20 protein-coding genes and 1 pseudogene are annotated in these 23,535 nt (G+C 70.0%); 16 read left to right on the top strand and 5 right to left on the bottom strand.

Features of this window, described 5'->3' with window-relative positions:
* Positions 1-130 precede the first annotated feature (130 nt).
* The 3 genes from CLV67_RS01990 to CLV67_RS01980 all read left to right on the top strand — a co-directional run bounded on the left by CLV67_RS01990 (position 131) and on the right by CLV67_RS01980 (position 4,233).
* Entirely contained in the window at positions 131-1,006 is an 876-nt protein-coding gene (locus CLV67_RS01990) for a hypothetical protein (RefSeq protein ID WP_106315383.1), read from the top strand.
* Positions 1,007-1,111: 105 nt separating this feature from the next.
* Positions 1,112-3,598 (top strand): bifunctional FO biosynthesis protein CofGH, encoded by a 2,487-nt coding sequence (locus tag CLV67_RS01985; protein ID WP_106315382.1) that lies wholly within the window; start codon positions 1,112-1,114, stop codon positions 3,596-3,598.
* Between the two features lie 374 nt (positions 3,599-3,972).
* Positions 3,973-4,233, top strand: a complete 261-nt coding sequence (locus CLV67_RS01980) for a WhiB family transcriptional regulator (RefSeq protein WP_106315381.1) — start codon at positions 3,973-3,975, stop codon at positions 4,231-4,233.
* Here the strand turns inward: CLV67_RS01980 and CLV67_RS01975 are convergent.
* Positions 4,230-4,706, bottom strand: coding sequence for a metallopeptidase family protein (locus CLV67_RS01975; RefSeq protein ID WP_106315380.1), 477 nt, complete (start codon positions 4,704-4,706; stop codon positions 4,230-4,232). The genes CLV67_RS01980 and CLV67_RS01975 overlap by 4 nt on opposite strands.
* 185 nt (positions 4,707-4,891) lie before the next feature.
* On the opposite strand from CLV67_RS01975, the gene CLV67_RS01970 reads away from it, so the two are divergent.
* Positions 4,892-5,254: a DUF3499 domain-containing protein gene (locus CLV67_RS01970; protein WP_106315379.1), complete on the top strand. Its 363-nt coding sequence runs from the start codon at positions 4,892-4,894 to the stop codon at positions 5,252-5,254.
* A gap of 610 nt (positions 5,255-5,864) precedes the next feature.
* Here the strand turns inward: CLV67_RS01970 and CLV67_RS01965 are convergent.
* The 4 genes from CLV67_RS01965 to CLV67_RS01950 form a co-directional block, all read right to left on the bottom strand.
* The gene (locus CLV67_RS01965) at positions 5,865-6,680 is read right to left on the bottom strand and encodes a polysaccharide deacetylase family protein (RefSeq protein ID WP_239166140.1); all 816 of its coding nucleotides are present in this window, start codon (positions 6,678-6,680) and stop codon (positions 5,865-5,867) included.
* Positions 6,681-6,949: 269 nt separating this feature from the next.
* Positions 6,950-7,324, bottom strand: coding sequence for a DUF779 domain-containing protein (locus CLV67_RS01960; RefSeq protein WP_106315378.1), 375 nt, complete (start codon positions 7,322-7,324; stop codon positions 6,950-6,952).
* A gap of 2 nt (positions 7,325-7,326) precedes the next feature.
* Entirely contained in the window at positions 7,327-8,850 is a 1,524-nt protein-coding gene (exaC, locus tag CLV67_RS01955) for an acetaldehyde dehydrogenase ExaC (RefSeq protein ID WP_106315377.1), read from the bottom strand.
* Positions 8,851-8,882: 32 nt separating this feature from the next.
* Positions 8,883-10,157, bottom strand: coding sequence for a GAF domain-containing protein (locus CLV67_RS01950; RefSeq protein WP_106315720.1), 1,275 nt, complete (start codon positions 10,155-10,157; stop codon positions 8,883-8,885).
* Between the two features lie 46 nt (positions 10,158-10,203).
* Here CLV67_RS01950 and nfi point away from each other — a divergent pair, with 46 nt between their 5' ends.
* The 12 genes and pseudogenes from nfi to CLV67_RS01885 all read left to right on the top strand — a co-directional run bounded on the left by nfi (position 10,204) and on the right by CLV67_RS01885 (position 23,520).
* Positions 10,204-10,857 carry a deoxyribonuclease V gene (nfi, locus tag CLV67_RS01945; RefSeq protein ID WP_106315376.1) on the top strand — a complete coding sequence of 218 codons (654 nt, stop codon included), beginning with the start codon at positions 10,204-10,206 and terminating at the stop codon, positions 10,855-10,857.
* An 85-nt stretch (positions 10,858-10,942) separates the two neighbouring features.
* Positions 10,943-12,322, top strand: a complete 1,380-nt coding sequence (locus tag CLV67_RS01940) for a phosphomannomutase/phosphoglucomutase (protein ID WP_106315375.1) — start codon at positions 10,943-10,945, stop codon at positions 12,320-12,322.
* A gap of 44 nt (positions 12,323-12,366) precedes the next feature.
* A pseudogene (locus CLV67_RS01935) lies at positions 12,367-12,528 on the top strand (Trm112 family protein); the annotation flags it as partial.
* 353 nt (positions 12,529-12,881) lie between these two features.
* Positions 12,882-14,108, top strand: a complete 1,227-nt coding sequence (locus tag CLV67_RS01925) for an SIS domain-containing protein (protein ID WP_106315374.1) — start codon at positions 12,882-12,884, stop codon at positions 14,106-14,108.
* Positions 14,109-14,144: 36 nt separating this feature from the next.
* On the top strand, positions 14,145-15,341 hold the full coding sequence (manA, locus tag CLV67_RS01920; protein ID WP_373873131.1) for a mannose-6-phosphate isomerase, class I: 1,197 nt from the start codon (positions 14,145-14,147) through the stop codon (positions 15,339-15,341).
* 545 nt (positions 15,342-15,886) lie between these two features.
* On the top strand, positions 15,887-17,338 hold the full coding sequence (ahcY, locus tag CLV67_RS01915; protein WP_106315373.1) for an adenosylhomocysteinase: 1,452 nt from the start codon (positions 15,887-15,889) through the stop codon (positions 17,336-17,338).
* Between the two features lie 56 nt (positions 17,339-17,394).
* Positions 17,395-18,243: a helix-turn-helix domain-containing protein gene (locus CLV67_RS01910; protein ID WP_106315372.1), complete on the top strand. Its 849-nt coding sequence runs from the start codon at positions 17,395-17,397 to the stop codon at positions 18,241-18,243.
* A gap of 51 nt (positions 18,244-18,294) precedes the next feature.
* Positions 18,295-18,498 (top strand): DUF397 domain-containing protein, encoded by a 204-nt coding sequence (locus tag CLV67_RS01905; protein WP_106315718.1) that lies wholly within the window; start codon positions 18,295-18,297, stop codon positions 18,496-18,498.
* A 127-nt stretch (positions 18,499-18,625) separates the two neighbouring features.
* Positions 18,626-19,315 (top strand): MtrAB system response regulator MtrA, encoded by a 690-nt coding sequence (mtrA, locus tag CLV67_RS01900; protein WP_106315371.1) that lies wholly within the window; start codon positions 18,626-18,628, stop codon positions 19,313-19,315.
* Between the two features lie 53 nt (positions 19,316-19,368).
* Positions 19,369-20,997: an MtrAB system histidine kinase MtrB gene (mtrB, locus tag CLV67_RS01895; RefSeq protein WP_106315370.1), complete on the top strand. Its 1,629-nt coding sequence runs from the start codon at positions 19,369-19,371 to the stop codon at positions 20,995-20,997.
* A complete protein-coding gene (locus tag CLV67_RS01890; protein WP_106315369.1) occupies positions 20,997-22,808 on the top strand; it encodes an LpqB family beta-propeller domain-containing protein in 1,812 nt (603 codons plus the stop codon). Before mtrB ends, CLV67_RS01890 begins: the two co-directional genes overlap by 1 nt.
* 1 nt (position 22,809) lies before the next feature.
* A complete protein-coding gene (locus CLV67_RS01885) occupies positions 22,810-23,520 on the top strand; it encodes a ComF family protein (protein WP_106315368.1) in 711 nt (236 codons plus the stop codon).
* The last annotated feature ends 15 nt before the right edge of the window (positions 23,521-23,535 follow it).

Raw genomic sequence — 23,535 nt, 5'->3', positions numbered from 1 at the left:
CGCGCACCCGCGCCGCAGGGACGGTTGCCGGGTACCGGTTTACTCTGAGCCGTCTGGCGAACGAACAGAACGAAGAGCCGTCCGGCGAAACGAAGAGCCGTCTGGCGAACGAACCGCACCGGGAGCAACCGTGACCACACCATCGCAGCCTCAGCCGGCCGCTGAGAAGCCCATCGGGCAGTACCTGCGGCCTCTGCGCGACCTGGCCGCCTACGCCCTGATCGCGGCGCCGGCCGTGTTCCTCTTCGTGGCTGTGATCAGCCTCTTCGGGGAGGATTTCACCGCGCGGACGCGAAGCAGCTTCGGCTCCTTCGTCAGCACGGAGACGATTTTCTTCCCGCTCGCCGCCGTGATCCTGGCGCTCGGTGTCAAGCCGGTGCACCCGAAGGCGAAGCTCATCACCATGGTCGCGCTGGGGGAGTACGCCGTGGCGTCCTTCTTCGGAGTGATCTTCGGCCTGCTCTTCGGGGTGAGCGGGATCGCGGCCATCGACGCGGCGGCGGCGTTCAACGCGCTGCTCGTCCGGGTCGCCTGGCTGGCGGTGCTCGGCCTGGCGGCGTACGCGGTGCTGCAGGTCTGGCTCGGGGTCTACCCCCGTCCGGCCCAGCAGCCGGGCGTCTACGGCCAGCCGCAGCCGCAGCCGTACCAGTACGGCCCACCGCCCGGCTACGGCCAGCAGCAGCCCTATGGCGCCCCGCCGCCGGGTCCGGTACCCCCGGGCACCCCGATGCCGCCGCCGGTCGCCACGCAGCCGTTCAGTGCGCCTCCCGCGACCTATGGGCAGGGCTCTGCCTCGCCGTACGGGCACTACCCCGCCGTTCCGACGCCTCCGCCGCCGCCCGGCTGGGGTGCTACGCCGCCTCCGCCGCCCTCGTCCGCGCCGCCGGCCGTTCCGTTCGCCGAGCCGACACAGCCGGTGCCGCCGCCGCCCGCCGACCGCACCGAGGTGCTGCCCGAGGACCGGCCCGGGTTCGGCCCGGCCGATCAGGATCCGCCCCGCAGCTGACCCGCCCGGGCCCGGAACGTGTCATGTGACACGATTCCGGGCCCGTGACCATAGCAGCAGCCGAAACGATTCCGGCCTAGGCTGCTTTGCGTGGTAGAGGTCAACGTGGAACCGGTACCGACCGAGGCGAGCATCCGCCGCGCACTGCGCCGCGCCGCTGACGGAAAAGCGATCGACGTCGACGAGGCGACCGCGCTGCTCGCGGCGAGCGGCGAACAATTCGACGAGCTGCTGGCGATCGCCGGCGGCATCCGGGACGCCGGACTGCGCGAGGCCGGGCGGCCGGGCGTGGTCACGTACTCCCGCAAGGTTTTCATTCCCCTGACCCGGCTCTGCCGGGATCGATGCCACTACTGCACGTTCGCCACCGTGCCGCACAAGCTGCCGGCGCCGTTCCTCGAGCGTGACGAGGTCCTGGAGATCGCCCGTCAGGGTGCTGCCCAGGGCTGCAAGGAGGCGCTGTTCACTCTCGGCGACCGGCCGGAGGAGCGCTGGCCCGCCGCCCGGCAGTGGCTCGACGAGCGGGGGTACGACTCCACCCTCGACTACGTGCGCGCCTGCGCCATTGCCGTGCTCGAGGAGACCGGCCTGCTGCCGCACCTCAACCCGGGCGTGATGAGCTGGGCCGAGCTGCAGCGGCTCAAGCCGGTGGCGCCCAGCATGGGCATGATGCTCGAGACCACCGCCACCCGGCTGTGGTCGGAGAAGGGCGGACCGCACTACGGCTCGCCCGACAAGGAGCCCGCGGTCCGGCTGCGGGTCCTCGACGACGCCGGCCGGGTCGGTGTGCCGTTCACCACCGGCATCCTGATCGGCATCGGGGAGAACCTGACCGAGCGGGTCGACTCGCTGTTCGCGATCCGGCGGGTGAGCCGTGAGTTCGGGCACATCCAAGAGGTGATCGTGCAGAACTTCCGCGCCAAGCCGGACACGGCGATGCGCGGGATGCCCGACGCGGAGCTGCGCGAGCTGGCCGCCACGGTTGCCGTGGCGCGCATCATCATGGGACCGCGAGCCCGGATCCAGGCCCCGCCGAACCTCATCGACGACGAGTTCTCGCTGCTCCTGCGGGCCGGGATCGACGATTGGGGCGGCGTATCCCCGGTGACACCCGATCACGTGAATCCCGAGCGCCCGTGGCCGCAGATCGATCTGTTGTCCGAAATGTCGGCCAGGGAAGGGTTCGAGCTCCGGGAAAGACTCACGATTTATCCGGAGTACGTCCGGCGGGGTGACGAGGGCTGGCTCGACCCCCGGCTGAAAGCTCACGTGTCCGCGCTCTCCACCGCCGACGGGCTCGGCGCCGATGTGCTACCCACCGGCCTGCCCTGGCAGGAGCCGGACGACGCGTTCGGCACCGGCCGCACCGACCTGCACGCGAGCATCGACACCGAGGGCCGCACCGAGGACCGCCGGTCCGACTTCGATCACGTCTACGGCGACTGGGACGAGGTGGCCGCGCACGTCAAGAGCGCTCCGGCGAGCATGCCGACCGATGTCGTCGCCGCGCTCAAGCTGGCCTCCGAGGACCCCGGCGCGCTTCTGCTGGAGAAGAACGAGGACAAGACGATGGCGTTGTTCAACGCTGACGGCCCGGCCCTCGACGAGCTTGCCCGGATCGCCGACGACCTGCGGAAGTCGGTCAACGGCGACGACATCACGTACGTGGTGAACCGCAACATCAACTTCTCGAACGTCTGCTACGTCGGCTGCCGGTTCTGCGCGTTCGCCCAGCGTGAGAAGGACGCCGACGCGTACCGGCTCTCCGTCGAGCAGGTCGCCGACCGGGCCGAGGAGGCGTGGCGGGACGGCGCATCCGAGGTCTGCATGCAGGGTGGCATCGACCCCAAGATGCCCGTCACGGCGTACGCCGATCTGGTTCGTGCCGTGAAGCGACGCGTGCCCGGGATGCACGTCCACGCGTACTCCCCGATGGAGATCGTCACCGCCTCGGCGAAGGCCGGTGTCTCGTTGCGGGAGTGGCTGACCGAGCTCAAGGAGGCGGGGCTCGGCACCATCCCCGGCACCGCGGCCGAGATCCTCGACGACGACGTGCGCTGGGTGCTCACCAAGGGCAAGCTGCCGGCGTCCGCCTGGGTCGACGTGGTGACCACGGCCCATCAGGTCGGGATCAGATCAAGTTCGACCATGATGTACGGCCATGTCGACCACCCGCGTCAATGGCTGGGCCACTTCCGGGTGCTCGCCGGCATCCAGGACGTGACCGGCGGGTTCACCGAGTTCGTGGGGCTTCCGTTCGTCCACACCAACGCGCCGATCTATCTGGCCGGCATCGCCCGGCCGGGTCCGACCTGGAGGGAGAACCGGGTCGTGCACGCGATGGCCCGGGTGCTGCTGCACGGCCGGATCGACAACATCCAGTGCTCCTGGGTGAAACTCGGCGACGAGGGAACGCGAGTGATGCTCAACGGTGGTTGCAACGACCTCGGGGGCACCCTTATGGAGGAAACGATTTCGCGGATGGCTGGTTCCGAACACGGGTCCGCCAGGACGGTCGCGGAGTTGAAAGAGCTGGCGGCGGCCGCGGGACGTCCGGCTGTGGAACGGACCACGGTGTACGGACGACGCTGACGATCTTCATTCACTGTGGTGGGCGGGTTGACGGGAGATCACCCCGGGCATGATCCATTCGGCGGACCCGGGTCGGGGGACCCGGTGCCGCTAGATTACAAAACGGGTTAAATTGGACGCGAAGGCAGGGCTTCGCGTTACCTTCCGGTGGCTTGAAGCGATAGGGCTGCAACGGCCCCGTGATCCGTTCTCACACGTGCGGTAAACGGGGCCATTTAGCAGGTTCGGCTTGACGACGCACGTCTTACACGCGTGTAATTTTGGTGGGGTTGTGGGGACGATGTGGCACAAAGGCGTCGTACCCACAAAAACACGCCGCGTGCGTGGGGGGTCAGCGCTGGCTTCATGCCGGCGCGGAATTTGGAGGCACGCCGATGGAAACGACGCAGGTTGAAGGGGTAGACCTGCTCGGGGACGCGCCCGAGTGGCAGGAACGGGCACTGTGTTCACAGACCGATCCCGAAGCGTTCTTCCCTGAAAAAGGTGGTTCGACGCGCGAGGCGAAGCGCATCTGCGGCCGCTGTGATGTGAAGGCCGACTGTCTGGAGTACGCACTCGGCCATGACGAACGTTTCGGCATCTGGGGTGGACTGTCCGAACGTGAACGTCGCAAGTTGAAGCGGCGGGTCGCCTAAGCCAACTCGTCGGGATCCACTCCGAGCAGGTTGGCAACCTGCTCGATGATCACATCGTGGACGAGGTCGGCGAGGTCCTCCCGATCCATCGCCCGGAACTCCAGCGGGCGCCGGTACAGCACGATCCGCGGCGGCAGCTCATGCCGCCCCGGACGGCCCGGCAGCAGCCGGGCCAGGGGTACCTCGCCGTCCTCGAGCACGTCCGAGTCGTAGACGTTCAGCTCCGGCGGCACATCCTCGACCGCGAACTCCACGCCGGCCAGTTCTTTGGCATAGCGGCGTTCCAGGCTCTCGACGGTGTCCAGCACCAGGTCGTCGAAGATCTCCGCCTTCGTGCGGGCCAGCGGCACGGTCGCCGGCACCAGACGGCCACGCAGGCCGCGCCCGTGCCGGTCCCGGCGCGCGGGATGCCCCGGACCGGGCTTGCGCGTCGCCTTGCCGTCCGTGCGGCGGCGTTCGGGGCTGGTGGTCACGCGGCCAGCGTATCCCCACCGGGGCGACAGACGTGGTCAGCCCGTTCTCATCGTGTGTCCGCGCCGTTAATTCCCTCCGACGAGGCGGCGTGTTCAACGAACATCGCCGAATCGTGATACGCCCCGGTCGGCGTGTCGCGAGGCAACACGACCCAGAATCGCGAACGGGGAGATAAGTTGCCGCCGTGAGGTCACCACGGCGCTGCTCCCGGAACGGCTGTCCCCGACAGGCGGTCGCCACGCTGACCTACGTCTACGGCGACTCCACGGCGGTCGTCGGCCCCCTCGCCGCGTTCGCCGAACCCCACACGTACGACCTGTGCGAAACGCACGCCCGCAGCCTCACCGCCCCGCGAGGCTGGGAACTGGTCCGCCACGACGGCGACTTCGCACCCCCACCCCCCACCACCGACGATCTCGTCGCCCTCGCCGAGGCCGTCCGCGAGGCCGCCCGTCCACTCACCCCGCGCCCGGACGAGACCGACCACACTCCGGGACACCAGACCGGCCGGCGAGGCCACCTCCGGGTGATTCCGCCCTCCCACTGAGGCCCGGCAACTGGGTCTCACCACTGTCTCGGCAGCCGCCCGCACCCCCACCTTCGCGTCGGCTCACGGTTTGCGGCGGGCTTGCGGTTCGCGTCGTCTCAACCCCTCGCTGCGGTACGGCCGACGCGTTTCCAGCCGCACCCGCACACCCTCGCGGCCATGGCGACCGACGCCGGGCGTGGCCGGTTCTTGCGTGGCGACTTGTGGCGCGCCGGTGGGCGCAGGTCACCACGTCGCGTCGGGGTGGGGGCTGTGTGGTGAGTTGCGGCGCGCCGGTGGGCGCAGGTCACCACGTCGCGTCGGAGTGAGGGCTGTGTGGTGACTTGTGGCGCGCCGGTGGGCGCAGGTCACCACGTCGCGTCGGAGTGAGGGCTGTGTGGTGAGTTGCGGCGCGCCGGTGGGCGCAGGTCACCACGTCGCGTCGAGGTGGGGGCTGTGTGGTGACTTGTGGCGCGCCGGTGGGCGCAGGTCACCACGTCGCGTCGAGGTGGGGGCTGTGTGGTGAGTTGCGGCGCGCCGGTGGGCGTAGGTCACCACGCAAGCGGGTTTGGGCGGCGGTGGCGTGACCCCCGCGATCGGGGATGCGCCGTAGGCCGCCACGCCAGGAGTGTCAGACGAGGGCGACCAGTTGGAAGCGCTTGCGCAGGTACGGCAGCAGGACCCGGTAGGCGTCGATGGTGGCCGGCTGGGCGTAGTCGTGGGAGAGGACGATCGCGCCGGGCCCGGTGTGCTTCTTGACGATCCGGATGATCTTGTTTTTGTGGGCCTCGCGGGAGACGCCGGGAGCCTGCTCCCAGTCGCGCGGGTCGACCTTCCAGTAGATCGAGTGCATGCCGAGCTCGGCGGAGATCTTGACCATCCTCGGCGTGAAGTTGCCGCCGGGGGCCCGCATGTAGCGGATCTTGGCGTTCGGCACGGCGGCCCGGATGGCGGCGTTGCACCGCTCCAGGTCGGCGCGGATCGCGTGGTTCGACCGCTTGCCGAGCTTGAGGTCGTGGTTCCAGGAGTGGTTGCAGAAGCTGTGCCCACCCGAGGCGATCGCCTTGACCAGCTCGGGGTGCCGCCGCGCCTCGGTGCCGACCAGGCAGAACGTGGCCTTCACCTTCTCCTTGGCGAGGAGCTTGAGCAGCTTCGGCGTGAGGTCGGGGTCGGGCCCGTCGTCGAAGGTCAGGGCGACGCCCTTGGTGCCGGTCACCAGCAAGCTCCCGGCCGGTCCGGTCCGGCCCTTCGGCTTGGTGCTGATCTGGGCGATCGACGTGTTCTCGGTGCGTGGCGTCGTCGGCGACGGGGACGGCTTGGCGGTCGGCGCCGATGCCGGCGCGGAGGCGGCGGCGGAGACCGGCGCGCTGGGTGAGGGTGGGACCGAGGAGGCCTGCGGCTGCGCGGTGGTGGTTGCCGCGGTCGCCTGGCCGATGAGACCCGTCATGATCAGTACGACGCTGATCGCGAGAGCCTTCCGGGTATGCGACAGCCGTATCAAGGAGACCTCCCCGGGGTCGATGTGCGAGTGCCGAGGATGCCTCGGATCGTCGCTGATCGCTAATCGATGTGGTTGATTGGCGCGAAACCGGTAATGCGTCAAGTTTCGCCCGAAGCCGATCGCTCGTCACCGATGGGGTGCGGTCAAGGGGGTAAATGTCCGAAAGGTCTACACGGCCAGGGGCGGGGTCGGCATGACCCCGCCCCTCGAACGGATTAGCCCAGTTCTGCCAGCTCAGCCTCGGTGAGGAGGCGGGAGCGGATGAGGAACCGGACGCCCTCGGGCGCCTCCAGCGAGAAGCCGGAGCCGCGACCGGGGACCACGTCCACCGTCAAATGTGTGTGCTTCCACAATGCGAACTGCGAGGCCGACATCCAGAACGTGATGGGCTCCGGCACCCCCTCGATCGCCAGAGACTGCAAGAGCACGTCGGATCCGCCGGTACGGAACTCGCCTTCGAGGTAACACATCGGCGAGCTGCCGTCGCAGCAGCCGCCGGACTGGTGGAACATCAGTGGGCCGTGCTGTCCCCGCAGCTGCCGCATCATGTCGGCAGCCGCAGGGGTCACGTCGACTCGGGTGGCGGCCATGTCTAGAAGAAGCCGAGAGCCTTGGGGGAGTAGCTGACCAGGAGGTTCTTCGTCTGCTGGTAGTGGTCGAGCATCATCCGGTGGTTCTCCCGGCCGATGCCGGACTGCTTGTAGCCACCGAACGCGGCATGCGCCGGGTAGAGGTGGTAGCAGTTCGTCCACACCCGGCCCGCCTTGATCGCGCGTCCGGCCCGGTACGCCTGGTTGCCGTCCCGCGTCCATACGCCGGCGCCCAGCCCGTACAGCGTGTCGTTTGCGATCTTGATGGCGTCGTCGAAGTCGCCGAACGGCGTCACCGAGACCACCGGCCCGAAGATCTCCTCCTGGAAGATCCGCATGTTGTTGCGGCCCTCGAAGATCGTCGGCTGCACGTAGTACCCACCGGCCAGGTCGCCGGGCATCTCCGCCTTGGCGCCGCCGACCAGGGCCCGCGCGCCCTCCTGCCGGCCGATGTCGAGGTACGAGAGGATCTTCTCTAGCTGGTCGTTGGAGGCCTGCGCGCCCACCTGGGTGTCGGTGTCGAGCGGGTTGCCCTGCTTCAGGTTCTCCACCCGCTTCACGCCGGCGGCCAGGAAGTCCGAGTAGTGGCCCTGCTGGATCAGCGCACGGGACGGGCAGGTGCACACCTCGCCCTGGTTGAGCGCAAACATCGCGAAGCCCTCGAGCGCCTTGTCGAAGAAGTCGTCGTCGGCCCGGCTGACGTCCTCGAAGAAGATGTTCGGGCTCTTGCCGCCGAGCTCCAGGGTGACCGGGATCAGGTTCTCGGAGGCGTACTGCATGATCAGGCGACCGGTGGTGGTCTCGCCGGTGAACGCGACCTTGGCCACCCGGTTCGAGCTGGCCAGCGGCTTGCCGGCCTCGACGCCGAAGCCGTTGACGATGTTGACGACACCGGCCGGGATCAGGTCGCCGATCAGCGAGAACAGGTAGTGGATCGAGGCCGGGGTCTGCTCGGCCGGCTTGAGCACGACCGCGTTGCCGGCGGCCAGCGCGGGTGCCAGCTTCCAGACCGCCATCAGGATCGGGAAGTTCCACGGGATGATCTGCGCGACCACGCCGAGCGGCTCGTGGAAGTGGTAGGCGACGGTGTCCTCGTCCAGCTCGCCCGCGGTGCCCTCCTGCGCGCGGATGGCGCCGGCGAAGTAGCGGAAGTGGTCGATCGCGAGCGGGATGTCGGCCGCGAGCGTCTCCCGTACCGCCTTGCCGTTCTCCCAGGCCTCGGCGACGGCGAGCTTCTCGAGGTTCTGCTCCATCCGGTCGGCGATCCGGTTGAGGATGTTGGCGCGCTCGGTGGGCGAGGTGCGGCCCCAGCCGGGTGCGGCGGCGTGTGCCGCGTCCAGGGCCTTCTCCACGTCCTCGGCCGTGCCGCGGGCGACCTCGGTGAAGATCTGACCGGTGACCGGGGACGGGTTGGTGAAGTACTGGCCCTTGGCCGGCGGGACGTATTCGCCACCGATGTAGTGGTCGTAACGGGACTGGTAGCTGACGATCGAGCCTTCAGAACCGGGCGGGGTGTAGATGGTCACGGTCTCGCCTCCTCATTTGAGGCGGACCCTAGTTACGCCCACGTTGCAGGAACGTTGCACGCGTATTCGCGGGTCAGTGCGGCGACCCGGCGTGCCGCGACCGGGTCGGCCGGGGCGAGCGCCGCGTAGGCCTCCCACATCTCCAGGTCGTCGGCGCCCCACGGCCGGTTCAGCCACGTCTGCAGCAGACTCCGGTCGCCTTCGGCGAGCACGGCGGCGCGCAGGCGGTCGTCCAGGCGGCGGCGCAGCCGCGCGATCCCGGGGGCGTCCGATCCGGGCAACAACCCTCCCGGGTACGCGGTGAGCGCGTCCGCCGTGCGCCCCTGCTCCAGCAGCCGGCCCACCAGGCCCGCGTCCACCTCCACGTCGGCGCGCAGCCGGTAGGGCCGGGAGTCGAGCAGTTCCGGGCCGAGGATGCGGCGCAGGCGGGACAGTTCGGCGCGAACCGTAACCGGGTTCACGTCGTCGCCGTACAGGTCGAAGCCGAGCTGGTCGCCGGTGCGCCCCTCCGGATGCACGGTGAGCAGCACGAGCAGCTCCGAGTGCCGCCGGCCGAGCCGGATGCTGCGGCCGTCGAACGCGAGCACGGCCTCGTCCCGGCCGAGTGCCGCGACGTGCGGTTTCCGGGGGACCTTCACGACCCCACGCAGGTACGCCTCCGCGGCGAGCGCGGTCGCGCGGACCAGGGCCAGGCTGTGAGGGTTGGCGAGGTGATCGCCACCGGTGACGTCGATGGCCCCGAGCAGCCGTCCGGTGCCCGGATCGTGCACCGGGGCCGCCGCGCACGTCCACCGCTGCACCGGATGGCTGAAGTGCTCGGTCGCGAAGATCTGCAGCGCGTGGTCGACGGCGAGCGCGGTGCCGGGCGCGTTCGTCCCGGCGTGCGACTCGTCCCAGCGCGCACCCGGCACGAAGTTCATCGAGGCGGCGCCGCGCAGCGTGGCAGGGTGCCCCTCGACCCAGAGCAGGCGCCCGTGCGCGTCGCAGACCGCCATCATGTGGTCGCCGTCCTCGGCCAGTCCGCCGAGCAGGTCACGGAAGATCGGCATGACCTGAGCGAGCGGGTGCGCCGACCGGTAGGCCTCCAGGTCGTCGTCGGCCAGCTCGATCGGCGGGGTGTCGTCGGCCTTGACGAAGGCCGCCGAGCGGAGCCAGGAGTCGGCGACGACGGAGCGCATGTGTCCGGGCCTGCGCTCGCCGGCCAGGAATCTCTCGTGGGCGCGGCCGACCTGACGGATCCGTTCGGCCGGATCGTCTCCAGGGGTCAGAGCAAGCCACGGGTTCACCGGCAGCACCTCCTGCCCCATCGTGACCCGCGTCACCGCAAGAGACAACAGTAACTATTGTTCGGGCGTGCAGCCGTGGCCCCGTACCGAGGAAGAAGCCCTTGCCGTCCAGGACGATCTCCGGTCCCGTGTCGTCTCCGGGAACGGCCCCCTGGCTCCGGCGACCGTGGCGGGGCTGGACGTGGCCTACTCGGAGGACGACGACCGGCTCGCCGCCGCGGTCGTGGTGCTGAACACCGCCGACCTCTCGGTCGCCGACACCGCCGTGGTCCGCGGGCGGCCCGCGTTCCCGTACATCCCCGGCCTGTTCGCCTTCCGTGAGGTGCCCGCGCTGATGGACGCCCTCGATCGGCTGACCGTGCGCCCCGATGTGCTGATCTGTGACGGGCACGGGCTGGCGCACCCGCGCCGGTTCGGTCTCGCCGCGCATCTGGGCGTGCTGACCGATCTCCCGGCGTTCGGCGTCGGGAAGACCCGGCTGGTGGGAGACTGGGAGCCGGTCGGCGAGCCGCGGGGTGCCCGCTCGGCTCTGGTCGACGCGGGGGAGACGGTCGGAGCCGTCCTGCGTACCCAGGCCGGGGTGAAGCCGGTCTTCGTCTCGGTGGGGCACCGGATCGGCCTGGAACCGGCCTGTGAGCTGACACTCCGGCTGGCCCCGCGCTATCGGCTGCCCGAGACGACGAGGGCCGCGGACCGTCTGTGCAGGGATGGGCTGAGATGACGGACCGGTCCCGCGGTTGAAACCTGGGGGTACCCGACACTCCGTTACCCTCGGGCCAAAGGGGACTTTCTTTCAGGGGTGAGCAGTGTCTGATCTGTCGCAGATCATCAAGGCGTACGACGTACGGGGAACCGTCCCGGACCAGTTCAACGAGACGGTGGCCCGGGCGATCGGCACGGCGTTCGTCGAGATGCTGCGCGAGTCCGGCGACCAGCCGGATCAGATCGTGATCGGCCACGACATGCGCGAGTCCGGTCCCGGCCTGGCCGCCGCCTTCGCCCGCGGGGTGAACGCGGCCGGCACCGCCGTGATCAACATCGGGCTCGCCTCGACCGATCAGCTCTACTACGCCTCCGGCGCGCTGAACCTGCCCGGCGCGATGTTCACCGCGAGCCACAATCCCGCCCAGTACAACGGCATCAAGCTGTGCCGCGCCGGCGCCCGCCCGGTGGGCCAGGACAGTGGCCTGGTCGTGGTCCGGCAGCGCGCCCAGCAGCTGCTCGCCGACCTGAACGCGGAGGCCGACGGCCCGGTCCGGGTCGAGCAGCGTGACGTCCTCAAGGACTACGCGGCCCACCTGCGGTCGCTGGTCGACCTGTCCGGCATCCGGCCGCTGCGGGTCATCGTGGACGCGGGCAACGGCATGGGCGGCTACACCGTCCCGGCCGTTCTCGGCGACCAGGTGCTCCCGGCCCTGCCGCTGACCATCACGCCGCTCTTCTTCGAGCTGGACGGCTCGTTCCCCAACCACGAGGCCAACCCGCTGGACCCGGCGAACCTGGTCGACCTGCAGAAGGCCGTCCGCGAGCAGGGAGCCGACATCGGCCTGGCCTTCGACGGCGACGCCGACCGCTGCTTCGTGATCGACGAGAACGGAGACCCGGTCTCGCCGTCCGCGATCACCGCGCTGGTCGCGACCCGCGAGCTGGCGAAGTTCCCGGGCAGCACGATCATTCACAACCTGATCACCTCGGCCGCGGTGCCCGAGATCATCACCGAGAACGGGGGCAAGCCGGTACGCAGCCGGGTCGGCCACTCGTTCATCAAGGCCGAGATGGCGTCGACCAACGCGGTCTTCGGCGGCGAGCACTCGGCGCACTACTACTTCCGTGACTTCTGGTTCGCCGACACCGGCATGCTCGCCGCCATGCACGTGCTCGCCGCGTTCGGCGGGCAGCCGCTGCCGCTGTCCGAGTTCGCCGCCGAGTACGAGCGTTACTCCGCCTCCGGTGAGATCAATTCCACGGTGACCGACGTGCCCGCGAAGATCGCCGCGGTCCGGGACGCGTTCCCGGGCGCCGCGGTGGACGAGCTGGACGGCATGACCGTGCAGGTCGGCGGCGGTGCGTGGTTCAACCTGCGTGCGTCCAACACGGAGCCGTTGCTGCGCCTCAACGTGGAGGCTCCCGACGCGGATCGGATGGCGGAACTGCGTGACGAGGTTCTGGCCATCGTTCGTGGATAGGATCGCGTCGACCCAGTTCTTTCGCGGCGATTAGGAGTACGTCGGTGGCGCTCGATCAGCAGTTGCTGGAGATTCTGGCCTGCCCGGACACGCATCACGCGCCTCTCGAGTACGACGCGGGCGCGCAGACGCTGACGTGCACCGAGTGCGGCCGGATCTTCGAGATCCGGGACGACATCCCGATCCTGCTCCTCGACGAGGCGCGCGAGCCCGGCTCGGCGGCCGCCACGGCCGACACCGCCCCGGCCGCCGCCCCGGCCGCCGCCACCTCGGCGGCCCCGGCCGGCGCTTCGTCGCCCTCGGCCGGGCCGCTCGGCAACGGGTCGGTGGAGAAGCCGGCCGACTCGGACTCCGGCTCCGCCTCGGACTCCGGCTCCGCCTCGGACTCCGGCTCCGCCTCGGACTCCGGCTCCGCCTCGGACTCCGGCTCCGGCTCCGCCTCGGGCTCCGCCTCGGGCTCCGCCTCGGGCTCCGGCTCCGCCTCGGGCTCCGGCTCCGCCTCGGGCTCCGGCTCCGCCTCGGGCTCGGGCTCGGACTCGGCTGTTGAGGAGGGCAAGTGATGGCCGGCCCACGGAACGGCTCCGCGGGGGTCAACGGACACCGCATCGCCGACGAGTCGCTGCTCAACGACGAGAAGTCGATGCTCGACAACGACCCGGGCGGCATGCTGCGGGCCACGGCTTCGGCCGGCGCCCAGGTCCGCGAGTCCGCGGCGCTGGCCGCCGAGGTCGACCTCAGCATGCTCGCCGACGAGGGCCGCCCGCGTGCCGTCGTCGTCGCCGGTATCGGCACGGCCGGGCTCACCGGCAGCATCCTGTCCACCGTGGCCGGGCCCCGCTGTCCGGTACCGATCATCGGCCACCGCAGCGCCGGCGTGCCCGGCTGGGTCGGTGCCGCCGACGTGGTGATCGCCGTCTCCGCCTCGGGGCGCAGCCCGGAGGCCCTGGCGGCCGCCGAGGCCGCCGCCCGTCGCGGTGCACGCCTGGTCGCCATCGGCAATCCGGGCTCCGACCTGGAGGCGCTGGCCGAGCGGGCCCGCGCCCCGTTCATCGGCGTGCCCCGGCGGGCCCCGGCCCGGGCCACGCTCTGGGGCCTGACCATCCCGGTGCTGTTCGCCGGCCGTGCGCTGGGCCTGGCCAAGCTGGCCGAGGCCGACATCGCCGAGACCGCCACCCGCCTGGACGCCGACGCCGAGCGGTGCCGTGCCGGTGCCGACTCGTTCGTCAACCCGGCCAAGGAGCTCGCCCTCGGGCTGGCCGGCTCGGTGCCGATCGTCTGGGGTTCCTCGCCGCTGGCCACGGTCGCGGCCCGGCGCTTCGCCGACACGCTGGCCGCCAACGCCCGCTACCCGGTGATGGCCGGTGCGCTCGGCGAGGCCGGCCGGGGCCGGGTGGGTCTGCTCGACGGCGTCTTCGGCGGCCTGGCCGAGACGTCACGAGACATCTTCGCCGACCCGGACGACGACGCCGATGAGGAGCTGACCCGGCTGCGGCTCGTGGTGTTCCGCGACGGCGGTCTGAACCCCGAGGACGACGCGGACGAGCCGGTGGCCGTGGAGGAGCGGCGTGCCGACGCCATCCAGACGCTCGCCGAACGGCGCGGCGTGCGCTGCGACGTACTCACGGCGGAGGGCGGTTCGTCGCTGGAGCGGCTCGCGTCGCTGGTCGCGGTGCCCGACTACGCCTCGCTCTACCTCGCGCTCGCGCACGGTCTCGACCCGATGGCCGTACCGGCGATCAGCGAGATGAAGGAGCTCTCCAACCCGATCCCGGAGAGCCGCCAGTAACCCCGAGGGTGCCTGACAACTGCTAATTTGCCGGGTATGACCGTGTATCCGTTGACCGGAGTCATCCGGCCGTATGCCTGGGGTTCCCGGACCGCGATCGCCGAGCTGCAGGGCCGTCCCGCCCCCACCGAGGGGCCGGAAGCGGAACTGTGGCTCGGCGCGCATCCCGGCGACCCGTCCACCGTGCCGGGCCCGGATGGGCCGGTCGACCTGATCAGACTGATCGGCGACGACCCGGCGGGGCAGCTCGGCGACGATGTCGTGAGCACCTTCGGGACGCGATTGCCGTACCTCATGAAGGTCCTTGCCGCCGCCGCCCCCCTCTCTCTGCAGGCCCACCCCGATGCGGAGTACGCGAAGCAGGCGTACGCCCGTCAGGAGGCCGATCCGGCCGCGCCGAAGAACTACACCGACGCGCACCACAAGCCGGAGATGCTGGTGGCGCTCACGCCGTTCGAGGCGCTCTGCGGCTTCCGCAGTCCCGCCGTCGCGGCCGCGGTGATCAGCGGGTTCCAGCTGCCCCGGCTCGAACCGGTGGTGACCGCCCTGCACGCCGGCGACCTGGCCGAGGCGGTCCGGCTGCTGCTCACCTGGCCCGTCGGCGACCGTGCCGCCCTGGTCGACGACGTGGTGGCCGCGGCCCGGGCGATCCCGGACGGCCACGAGCACGCCGACTCGTTCCGCCTCGCCACCGATGTGGCCGACCACTATCCCGGTGACCCGGGCGTGCTGGTCGCCCTGCTGCTCAACCTGGTCCGGCTTGCGCCCGGCGAGGCGATCTGGATGCCGGCCGGCAACCTGCACGCGTACCTGAGCGGTCTCGGCGTCGAGCTGATGGCGGCCAGCGACAACGTGCTGCGTGGCGGGCTCACCCCGAAGCGCGTGGATGTCGACGAACTGATGCGGGTGCTGCGCTTCGAGGTGCTTGAGGATCCGCTGCTGCCGGCCACCCCGGTCGAGCCGGGCGTGGACACCTGGACGGTCCCGGTCGGTGACTTCGTCCTGCACCGGATCGAGCTGGACGGCACCCGGCCGCCGATCGAGGTGCCCACCCGCGGTCCGCGCATCGTCCTGTGCACCGAGGGCACCGTGTTCGCCGGCCAGAGTGAGGACGGCACACCGGTCGAGCTCGGTCCGGGCGCGGCCGCCTATGTGCCGGCCGCCGCCGGGGCGATCAAGGTCGCGGGGACCGGGCGGCTCTTCGTGGCGGCGGTACCCACCGTTCAGGGGTAGTCCGGAACGGTGGCACCCCGTAACCGTTTGTCGAGCATCCGTGCCCGAAATTTCTGCAAATAACTTGACATGATGGTTGCGGAGTGTGAATCTAAGAGCACGCAGCGTCATTGGTGATCGGGGGGTCCCACGGACGCGCGCGGTACCAAACCGGGGGGATGAACGGGGCGGCGGGTTTCGACCTGTCGCCCCGTTCGCTATTCGCGGCCCGGTCCGCGCCCCGAATCACCACGCGGGCGCACAGGCCCGGCGGTGTGGTGATTTACGCCCGCCGGTGAGCCGCGGGTCACCACGCGGGGCGGTGGGCCCGGCAGTGTGGTGATTTACGTCCGCCGGTGAGCCGCGGGTCACCACGCGGGGCGGTGGGCCCGGCAGTGTGGTGATTTACGTCCGCCGGTGAGCCGCGGGTCACCACGCGGAGCGGTGGGCATGGCGGTGGTGCGTTCGGAGGGGCCGCTCAGGTCGTACGAAAGAAGGGTTTTGCGGCCTTTGATCGGCTTAGAGTGAACCGCTGCTTCGGATGCCGAGAACCCAGGAGATCTGCCATGACCGCCATGCTCGCCGAGGGCGATTTCAAGGTCGCGGACCTGTCTCTGGCCGCGTTCGGCCGTAAGGAGATCGAGCTGGCCGAGCACGAGATGCCCGGCCTGATGGCGCTCCGCGAGGAGTTCGGGGCGAAGCAGCCGCTGCGCGGAGCGCGGATCACCGGCTCGCTGCACATGACGATCCAGACGGCGGTGCTGATCGAGACACTGACCGCGCTGGGCGCGCAGGTGCGCTGGGCGTCCTGCAACATCTTCTCGACCCAGGATCACGCGGCGGCGGCGATCGTGGTGGGGCGCGACGGCACGCCGGAGCAGCCGCGCGGGGTTCCGGTGTACGCGTGGAAGGGCGAGACGCTCGAGGAGTACTGGTGGTGCACCGAGAAGGTGCTGCTCTGGCCGGACGGCGAGGCGCCCAACATGATCCTCGACGACGGCGGTGACGCGACCCTGCTGGTGCACAAGGGCGCCGAGTTCGAGCGGGCCGGCGTGGTGCCGTCGCCGGAGACGGCGGACTCCGAGGAGTACGCGGTGATCCTGAAGCTGCTCGGCCGGAGCCTCACCGAGGACGGCAAGCGGTGGACCCGGACCGCGGCCGGCGTCAAGGGGGTCACCGAGGAGACCACCACGGGCGTGCACCGGCTGTACGAGATGCAGCAGGCCGGGACACTGCTGTTCCCGGCGATCAACGTGAACGACTCGGTGACGAAGTCGAAGTTCGACAACAAGTACGGCTGCCGGCACTCGCTCATCGACGGCATCAACCGGGCCACCGACGTGCTGATCGGCGGCAAGGTGGCGGTCGTCTTCGGGTACGGCGACGTGGGCAAGGGCTGTGCCGAGTCGCTGCGCGGGCAGGGCGCGCGGGTGATCGTGACCGAGGTGGACCCGATCTGCGCGCTGCAGGCCGCGATGGACGGTTACCAGGTGGCGACGATCGACGACGTGGTCGCCACCGCCGACATCTTCGTGACCGCCACCGGCTGCTTCAACGTGATCACCCACGAGCACATGGCCCGGATGAAGCACCAGGCGATCGTCGGCAACATCGGGCACTTCGACAACGAGATCGACATGGCGGGGCTGCAGAAGCGCCCGGACGTCGAGCGGATCACCATCAAGCCGCAGGTCGACGAGTGGCGGTTCGCCGACGGGCACTCGATCATCGTGCTCTCCGAGGGCCGCCTGCTGAACCTGGGCAACGCGACCGGACACCCCTCGTTCGTGATGAGCAACAGCTTCTCGAACCAGACGATCGCGCAGATCGAGCTGTTCACGAAGACCGACGAGTACCCCGTCGGGGTGTACGTGCTGCCCAAGAAGCTGGACGAGAAGGTGGCCCGGCTGCACCTCGACGCCCTCGGGGTGAAGCTCACCGAACTCAGCAAAGAGCAGGCCGCATACCTGGGTATCGCGGTCGAGGGGCCGTACAAGGCGGAGCACTACCGGTACTAAAAGACCTTGCAAGTGCATAGACCTCTGTGCAACTTGCAAAAGATATGGTTGGTCGCGTGGCGAGGCCGACATCGACAGCGCGCCGGGAGCTGGGTGGTGAACTGCGCCGGCTCCGCGGTGAGCGCCGTGCTGTCGACGTGGCGACGGCACTGGGCTGGTCGGAGTCGAAGCTCAGCCGGATCGAGACGGCGCACACCGGCATCAGCGAGCCCGACCTGGACCGGCTGCTCACCCTGTACGGCGTCGCGGTGGAGGATCGTGGACGGCTGCGTGACCTGGCTCATCGCGGGCGGGCGCGGGCCTGGTGGACGCCGTACCGGTCGTCGGTTCCGGATCCGTACGACGAATATCTGACCCTGGAGTCCGAGGCGGTCCGGATCTTCGAGTGGGAGGCCCAGGTGGTGCCGGGCCTGCTGCAGACCGACGAGTACGCCCGGGCGGTGATCGAGACGGGCGCGGACATCGACGACTCGGCGATCATCCAGCGCCGGCTCGCCCTGCGGATGGGCCGGCAGAACACGCTGAGCCGGGTCCCGCCGCCCGAGCTGCGGATCGTCATCGACGAGGGAGTCCTGCTGCGCGAGATCGGCGGGCCGGACGTGCAGCGCCGCCAGTTGAACCGGCTCCACGAGGCGAGCAGCCGCCCCGGCGTCGAGTTGTTGATCCTGCCGTTCCACGCCGGAGCGCACGCCGGACTGATCGAGTCCTTCATGGTGCTCGAGTTCGCGCCCGGGACCAGGTCACCGGTGGTGCACATCGAAGGGCTGACCGGCGGCCTCTTCCGGGTGAAGCCGGAGGAGATCGACGTGTATCGGGATGCCTTTGATGACCTGCAGGAACGCTCATTGTCGCCAGAAGAGAGCCGAACGGCCATCGCTGAGACGAGGGATCGGATCGGCCGTTGACTCCTCGCCGTGGGGTCCAATGGAAAGGAATTCCACGGAAGGAAGATGATCATGCAGGACACCATGCTGACCTGGCGCAAGAGTAGCCGTAGTGGCGCCGCCGGGCACTGCGTCGAAGTCGCCGGGGCGCCATCGGCGGTGCTGGTGCGCGACTCGAAGGACATCACAGGTCCGGTGCTCACATTCGAAGCACCGGACTGGACCGGCTTCCTCGCCGGAGTCCGTGCAGGCGAGTTCGACCGGCCCGGCGCGTAATCGACCCCGCGCCACGGGCGGTCCCGGACCGGGACCGCCCGTTTTTCTACGTCCAGGAGTAGGCTCCCCGGCAAGATCGGCCCCCAGGTAACGCGAAGACGGGGAGGACAGTGCAATATTGGACCGCATGAGAGCCCGGGTACTGGTCGTCGATGACGACCCAGCGTTGGCCGAGATGCTCGGCATCGTCCTGCGAAGCGAAGGCTTCCTGCCATCATTCGTGGCGGACGGTGAACGGGCGCTGGCCGCCTTCCGGGAGAACCGCCCCGACATAGTGCTGCTCGACCTGATGCTTCCGGGGATGAGCGGGATCGACGTGGCCAGGGCGATCCGGGCCGAGTCCGGTGTCCCGATAGTCATGCTGACCGCCAAGAGCGACACCGTCGACGTGGTGCTCGGCCTGGAGTCCGGGGCCGACGACTACGTGGTGAAGCCGTTCAAGCCCAAGGAACTGGTCGCCCGGATGCGGGCCCGGCTGCGCCGTGGTGAGGACGCCGCCCCGGAGACACTGACCATAGGGCCGCCCGGCAACCAGATCACCATCGACGTGCCGGCGCACACCGTGTCCCGGGACGGCGAGGAGGTGAAACTGACGCCGCTCGAGTTCGATCTGCTGGTCGCGCTCGCCCGCAAGCCGCGTCAGGTCTTCACCCGCGAGGTGCTGCTGGAGCAGGTCTGGGGTTACCGGCACGCCGCCGACACCCGCCTGGTCAACGTCCACGTGCAGCGGCTGCGCGCCAAGATCGAACCGGATCCGGAGCGGCCGGAGATCATCCTGACGGTGCGTGGTGTCGGCTACAAGGCGGGCACCGGCTGATCCCCGGGAGCGGCTAACCTTGCCGCGAGATGCGTGCTCCTGCCTGGCTTCCGATGCCCCTGCGCCGTGCCCTTCGACTGGTGCGCCGCTGGTGGCGCGTGCTCGCCCGGCATCTGACGCGATACACGGCGCCGGCCCGCAGGGCCTGGCGCCGTTCACTCCAGCTGCGTGTGGTGGCGATCACCCTGGTCGCCTCCAGCCTGCTGGTCGGCACATTCGGCGGCTTCATCGCCGACCGCAGCGCCGAGATCCTGCTGAAACGGGCCGATGACGAGGCCCGGGCAGCGCTCACCACCAAGGTGAGATACGCCCAGGACCAGCTCACCCTCTATCCGCAGGGCCGTGACCCGGAGCTGCCGAGCGCGCTCAAGGACCTGGTCAACGAGCTGTTCGACGGCGAGTCGTCGTCCCGCGGCGACACGGTGATCTCGATCCGCGCGGACGGCTACCCCGATCTCTCGGCCGTCGCCGTGCCACCGACCGTGGACACCCGTGACCTGATCACTCCGGAGATGATCCGGGCGGTCTCCGGCGACGGCGGCGGCGTCAGGCAACAGATCCGGACCGCCGAGATCAACGGACAGACCACCAAATATCTGGTGTACGGATCACCGGTGCCCACCAGGTTCGGGCAGGTCGAGCTGTACTACATGGTGCCGCTGACCAGCGAGGACCAGGACGCCAACCTGATGCGGACCACCGTGCTGGCCACCGGCCTGGCCCTCGTGATCCTGCTCGGCGTGGTGGCCGCCCTGGTGACCCGGCTGGTCGTCACCCCGGTCCGGGTCGCCGCCCGGACCGCCCAGCGGCTCTCGGCCGGCCTGCTCGACCAGCGCATGAAGGTGAACGGCGAGGACGACCTGGCCCTGCTGGCGGCCGCCTTCAACCAGATGGCCGCCAACCTGCAGCGGCAGATCGTCCGGCTCGAGGAGATGTCCCGCCTGCAGCGACGGTTCACCTCGGACGTGTCGCACGAGCTGAGGACACCACTGACCACCGTACGGATGGCCGCGGACCTGATCTTCTCCGAGCGGGAGGAGTTCGACCCGGCGGTGGCCCGCAGCGCCGAGCTGTTGCAGGCCGAGCTGGACCGCTTCGAGGAGCTCCTCACCGACCTGTTGGAGATCAGCAGGTTCGACGCCGGCTTCGCCGCGCTCGACGCCGAGCACACCGACCTGGTGCCGATCCTCGAGCGGGTGACCGAGCGGCTCACCGGGCTGGCCGAGCGGGCCGGGGTCGAGCTGGAGCTCAACCTGCCGGACACGCCGGTGATCGCCGAGGTCGACCCACGGCGGGTGGAGCGGGTCCTGCGTAACCTGGTCGGTAACGCCGTCGAGCACGCCGAGGCGAAACCGGTGCAGATCACCATGGCGACCGACGACGCGGCGGTGGCGATCACCGTGCGCGATCACGGGATCGGCTTGAAACCCGGTGAGGAGCGCCTGGTGTTCAACCGGTTCTGGCGGGCCGACCCGTCCCGGGCCCGGCAGACCGGCGGCACCGGCCTCGGCCTCTCGATCAGTGTGGAGGACGCGCGATTGCACGGCGGCTGGCTGGAGGCGTGGGGCTCGCCCGGCGAGGGCGCCCAGTTCCGGCTCACCCTGCCGGTGCGGGCGGGCGACCGGCTGGTGGCGGCGCCGCTGCCGTTGATTCCCCGGGACCGGACCGCGGAGGTGAGTTGATGGGTCGTCGCGCAATGGCGGGCGTCACCGTCGCCGTGCTGCTGCTGGGCGGCTGCGGGATCCCCGACAACTCGGACGTCACCGTGGTCGGGCCTGGCCCGTCCACCGGTACCTCGTCGGGCGGTAGCGGCCTGCGCAGCCGGATCACCCGGGACTCGACCAACGACCGTGCCGAGTTCGTCAACAACTACCTCAGCGTCGCCGCGGGCGATTACGACAGCGCCGTCGAGCGAGTCAAGCAGTTCATGTCGAAGGACGCGCAGGAGGGCTTCAAACCGCCGGCCGCGCCGCGCGTGATCCGGCTGACCGGGAAGGTGGCGGTCGAACCCGGCCGGGACACCGTCCGGATCCCGTACCAGATGCTCGGCACGCTCGGTAAGAACGGCCTCATGGAGCCGTCGACGGAGCCCGAGACAGGCACGTTCGAACTGCAGCTCGAAGAGGCCGCCGACGACGGCCTCTACGTACGCCAGGCGCCACCGTACCTCCTGCTCAGCGACACGGCGCTGGACAGTTTCTACGACGAGCGCACGATCTACTTCTGGAACTCCGAGCGCACCGGCCTGGTGCCGGACGTCCGCTACCTGCTCAGCGACGTGCCGATCGAGCAGGAGCCGACGATCATCCTGAACTGGCTGATCGGTGGTCCCGCCCCGTGGCTGCAGGACGCTGTCGAGCCCCTGCCGGAAGACACCAAGCTCGAGAACAAGGTGCCCGCGATCCGTGACGATCGGCTCGAGATCAGGTTGAGCGCGCAGGCCGTACCGACCGAGGGTGCCGACGAGGCCATGGAACGGCTCCGCAAGCAGCTCCAGTGGTCGCTGCGGACCCGTCTGCCGGAGTTCCTGGAACTCGTGGTCGGCCACCAGGAACCCCGTACCTACTCCGGTGACGACTTCCTCGCCAGCAACCCGGCCGCCCGTCTGGTGCCCACCCCGGAGCGGTATGTGATCTACGACCGCACCGTCCGCCGGCTGGTCGAATCCACCCGGCCCAGCTCGGACCTGGTGCCCGGCCTCGCGCCCGAGGCCAACAAGGACGTCTCGCGGGCGGCTCTCGGCACGTCCGACACACACGTCTTCGTGGCCCTGGTGACCGGCTCCGGCAAGAACGAACGGCTCCGGGTCGGCAACACCCCGCTCGGTTCGCAGACCAAGCCGGCCGAGATCCCCGGCCTGCCCGCAGGCATGGGCAACCCGGTCTGGGCCGTCACCCCGGCCGCGGGCGCCGAGAGGGCGTTCGGACTGATCATCGCGGGTGGCCGGCTCTGGCGTTTCAGCGCGAAGGGCGGCCCGGCCCAGGAGGTCGCGTGGTCGAGCCCGTCCGGGGCGATCACCGCGATCACGGTGGCCCCGGACGGACGCCGGGTGGCCCTGGTGGTCGGCGGGCGGCTCTACCGGGCGGTGCTCAACGTCAGCGGCGACGGGATGGCACTCACCGCCCTGGAGCAGATCTTCTCGCCGTTCTCGACGGTCACCGCCGTGGACTTCAGCGGCGAGGGCTGGCTGGCGGTGGCCGGTGTGCTGCCCCCCGATCAGCTGATCTCGATCACCTACCTGTCGATCGACGCGGCGCTGAAGTCACCGGTGCTGGAGGACATGGGCAAGGAGGAGAAGGTCACCTACCTCACCACCTACCCGGCCAACCCGATCACCCGGCGCAACAACGTCGGCACGGTGCTCTACTCGACCGGGCCCAACGCATGGGAGGCGCTCTCCTCGCCGGTGCAGATACTGGCGAAGGAACTGGCCGGACAGGTGGGCGAGCCGCGCCCCGACGTGGTGCCCCAGGCGCCGTTCTACCTGAACTGACATGGTTCTCGCGGAGCTCGCCGACCTGGTGCTGCCCGGCGCCTGCGCGGGGTGCGGGGCGGAGCGGGTGCGGCTCACGTACGGAACCTGTGTGACCTGTGTGGTGGCGCTGGAGACGTTGCGGCCGCGGGTCGCCTCGCCGACTCCGCCGCCGGCCGGGTTCCCGGCCTGTGTGGCGGTCGGACCGTACTCGGGACCGTTGCGGGGCGCGCTTCTGGCGTACAAGGAGAAAGGTCGTCATCGCCTCGCCGGACCGCTCGGCGCGCTGCTGGCCGGTGCGGTCGCCGCCCTCGCGCCGCCGGACCGTCCGGTGACCCTGGTGCCGGTTCCGTCGACCGCGGCGGCCCGGCGGGAGCGGTACGGCGATCACATGGCGCGTCTGGCCGATCACGCGGCCCGCCGGTTGCGGGCCGCGGGATACCGGGTGAACGTCGTACAGCCGCTTCGTGCGCTGCCCCGGCCTGACTCAACGTCATTGGAGACATCCGAACGAGCGACTGTAGCTGTCAATTCGCTGCGAATGACGGCCCGAATCGGCGTTCTGCAACGCGACGGCGGATCCCGAGGCACGCTTGTGGTGGCGGACGACATCGTCACCACCGGCGCCACGTTGGCGGCGGTGGCACGCCGGCTTGAGGAGGCGGACATGCAGGTCACAGGTGCCGCGGTGCTCGCAGCGACAGAACTGCGCAAGATCAGCCGCCGCATTTGACTGTGATCGTGCCCC

The sequence above is a fragment of the Actinoplanes italicus genome, from assembly GCF_003001815.1.
Taxonomy (GTDB): domain Bacteria; phylum Actinomycetota; class Actinomycetes; order Mycobacteriales; family Micromonosporaceae; genus Actinoplanes; species Actinoplanes italicus.
Note: the sequence above shows the minus strand (reverse complement) of the source record. Positions and strands in the feature narration are given on the sequence as shown.

Bases quoted from the DNA above. Each gene is read 5' to 3' on its own strand.
- manA (WP_373873131.1), top strand. From the start codon at position 14,145: ATGACCGTGTATCCGTTGACCGGAGTCATCCGGCCGTATGCCTGGGGT.
- CLV67_RS01890 (WP_106315369.1), top strand. From the start codon at position 20,997: ATGGGTCGTCGCGCAATGGCGGGCGTCACCGTCGCCGTGCTGCTGCTG.
- ahcY (WP_106315373.1), top strand. From the start codon at position 15,887: ATGACCGCCATGCTCGCCGAGGGCGATTTCAAGGTCGCGGACCTGTCT.
- CLV67_RS01980 (WP_106315381.1), top strand. From the start codon at position 3,973: ATGGAAACGACGCAGGTTGAAGGGGTAGACCTGCTCGGGGACGCGCCC.
- CLV67_RS01925 (WP_106315374.1), top strand. From the start codon at position 12,882: ATGGCCGGCCCACGGAACGGCTCCGCGGGGGTCAACGGACACCGCATC.
- CLV67_RS01905 (WP_106315718.1), top strand. From the start codon at position 18,295: ATGCAGGACACCATGCTGACCTGGCGCAAGAGTAGCCGTAGTGGCGCC.
- CLV67_RS01950 (WP_106315720.1), bottom strand. From the start codon at position 10,157: ATGGGGCAGGAGGTGCTGCCGGTGAACCCGTGGCTTGCTCTGACCCCT.
- CLV67_RS01885 (WP_106315368.1), top strand. From the start codon at position 22,810: ATGGTTCTCGCGGAGCTCGCCGACCTGGTGCTGCCCGGCGCCTGCGCG.
- mtrA (WP_106315371.1), top strand. From the start codon at position 18,626: ATGAGAGCCCGGGTACTGGTCGTCGATGACGACCCAGCGTTGGCCGAG.
- CLV67_RS01960 (WP_106315378.1), bottom strand. From the start codon at position 7,324: ATGGCCGCCACCCGAGTCGACGTGACCCCTGCGGCTGCCGACATGATG.
- CLV67_RS01965 (WP_239166140.1), bottom strand. From the start codon at position 6,680: ATGACGGGTCTCATCGGCCAGGCGACCGCGGCAACCACCACCGCGCAG.
- mtrB (WP_106315370.1), top strand. From the start codon at position 19,369: ATGCCCCTGCGCCGTGCCCTTCGACTGGTGCGCCGCTGGTGGCGCGTG.